Source organism: Otoolea muris (assembly GCF_943193115.1).
In the GTDB taxonomy this organism is placed as follows: domain Bacteria; phylum Bacillota; class Clostridia; order Lachnospirales; family Lachnospiraceae; genus Otoolea; species Otoolea muris.
In genome coordinates, this window is record NZ_CALPCY010000128.1 from 1 (window position 1) to 2,340 (window position 2,340).

Genomic DNA, 2,340 nt, shown 5'->3' on the forward strand with positions numbered 1-2,340 from the left:
GACCCCTAAAAACTCTAACCCTGATTTTACAGGAGAACGCCATATATTTCACTACACGTTCTTATTTGACGCTTACGATTCTCCCGGAACTGGTGCGGGTTATGAGACGAATCAACGTAAGCGCCAAATATTAATGCGGTCAGATGCAAAATTACCCCAGCCCTTTGCGAGTTGGAGTAATTCACTATAATTCACATGCGATTTTTGAGAGATTGGAGTTTTTCGCTCCAAGGCGCCAGTTTTGCAAGCTGTTCATCCGTCATATCTTTACTTGGCCGATGCTCCAGAAGAAATTTGAGATATCCGTAAATATTCAGTCCGTGTGCTTTTGCCATCTCAACCATTGTGTAAACTACTGCGCTGGCATTTGCTCCTTCCACAGAATTGCTGAACAGCCAGTTCTTCCGGCCTACTGCGAATGGACGGATCGCATTCTCGCTCAGATTATTGGTAAAGCTGCACCGTCCATCTTCCAGATAAGTTTCCGCTGTATCACGCCGGTTTAATACATAATTAATGGCTTTATCCATCCGGGTATTCCGGACGGGTTTCTGTTTCTCAAGCCACGACCAGAAAGCCTCCAGAACAGGTTTTTCCTTCTCGAGACGCAGCTGCTTCCGTTTTTCATAGTCACCGGGATACTTTTTGTTAATAGAGTCCTCAACGGCGAATAACCGGTTACAGTACTGGACTCCCTGTACTGCCGGCTGGCTGTAATCATACTGCTTTCCTTTGGGAACAGCGTCAATGAAGTACCGCCGGATATGCGCCCGGCAGGAGCAGCGCCTGAGCCCCGGCAGATTGTTATAACCCTGATAGCCATCCGTTTCCAGATATCCGCTGTAGCCTTCCAGAAATTCCTTTGCATGGCTGCCGCTCCTGGTCGGGGAATAGCCATACAGGATGATCTCCGCAAGTCCGTCCTCACCGCTTCGGAACAGCCACATGAATGACTGGGTCTGGGCTTTTCGCCCGTCCTCATTCAGCACCTGTACCCGGGTTTCATCCGCCATCGCAAACTTACGTTTCAGCAGTTCACAGTGGAAGTAATCATACATTGGCTGAAAATAGTTCTGTGAACAGTAGATGACCCAGTTTGCAAGAGTGGTCCGGCTGATTTGAGCCCCATACTGCTTCCAATCCTTCTCCTGCCGGTAAAGCGGAAGACTGTTTGCATACTTCTGGTACATGGTCCATGCAACGGCGGATGCCGAAGCAGGACCTTTCCCAACCAGAGCTGCCGGAATCCGGGACTTTATGATCACTGGTTTTTCTGTATCGCCGAGCCCTTCCTTGCAGGATGGGCATCCGTAACTCTGACTGTAGTATTCGATCACCTTACAGGTGGCAGGAATGAATTCCAGTTCCCGACGAACATACTCCTTGCCGATCAGAACCATCTGCGTACCGCATACCGGACAGACCTGGTCTTCTTCCGGAAGAGGGATTACTACTTTTTCAACCTTCAGGCCTTTGAAGAGGTCCTCATGGGCTGCCTTCTTTTTACGGGTATGTTCCTTGATCACAGTTTCTTCTTCCAGCAGGGATGGATCCTGTTCTATCTCCGCTTCATCAAAAAGATTCTGTTGTCCTGGAATATCATCGGATCTTCTTTCACTGGAGGAGCCGAAGAGTTTTTTCGTCAGATAGTCTACCTGTTCCTGAAGCGCTTTCTCGTGACTGGTTTTTTCGTCAATCATACGACGGAGAGATTTGATCAGTTCAGTCTGTTCAGATACCATTGTTTTCAGTTGTGATACGGTATCTTTCAGCTCTCGCAGCTGAATATCTTTCGCATTGGAAGCCATCGTTTCTCTCCCCGGATTTGATACCTTTATTATACCAGAAACGAGGCCTTTACTAAAGAAAAATGATCCCTGAAATATGCCGAATTTACAAGGGATTTCCAGATTTTTCTGTGCAAGATTTTTGCTGAAATCCACCTGCTTTTTACTCCGCTTTGAGGGCTTTGGGCTGGTCTATATCGATTCCCGACATCAGCCAGTCAAACTCCCGCCAGGAAAGGTTCCGTACCTCCGACTGCTTTCTGGGCCATTGATAGCCGCCGCGGACAGATAACCTCTTATAGAGCAGAACGAAGCCGTCCGGTTCGCGGAACAAGGCTTTGATCCTGTCCCGTCTTCTTCCACAGAAAAGGAAGAGAGCACTGGACGACGGATCCATCTTAAGCTGGTCTTCAATAACGGCGCAGAGTCCGTCAATGGATTTGCGCATATCGGTGTAGCAAGTTTATCTTAATTTTAGGATAAACTCCCTTATCCTTAAGATATTTTTATCCCCATCTTTTTGAAACTGCCCGTATCCTTGGTGTTTAAGCAC

3 protein-coding genes are annotated in these 2,340 nt (G+C 47.6%); 1 reads left to right on the forward strand and 2 read right to left on the reverse strand.

Annotation, left to right across the window (positions count from 1 at the left end):
* A partial coding sequence (locus NFS31_RS26495; protein WP_251502029.1) for a hypothetical protein occupies positions 1 to 190 on the forward strand: 190 nt, incomplete at its 5' end.
* Between the two features lies 1 nt (position 191).
* On the opposite strand, the gene tnpC is transcribed toward NFS31_RS26495, so the two are convergent.
* Together tnpC and tnpB are read right to left on the reverse strand one after the other, a co-directional pair.
* On the reverse strand, positions 192 to 1,808 hold the full coding sequence (tnpC, locus tag NFS31_RS26500; RefSeq protein ID WP_251502032.1) for an IS66 family transposase: 1,617 nt from the start codon (positions 1,806 to 1,808) through the stop codon (positions 192 to 194).
* 142 nt (positions 1,809 to 1,950) lie between these two features.
* Positions 1,951 to 2,235, reverse strand: a complete 285-nt coding sequence (gene tnpB, locus NFS31_RS26505) for an IS66 family insertion sequence element accessory protein TnpB (RefSeq protein ID WP_251502035.1) — start codon at positions 2,233 to 2,235, stop codon at positions 1,951 to 1,953.
* Between the last annotated feature and the right edge of the window lie 105 nt (positions 2,236 to 2,340).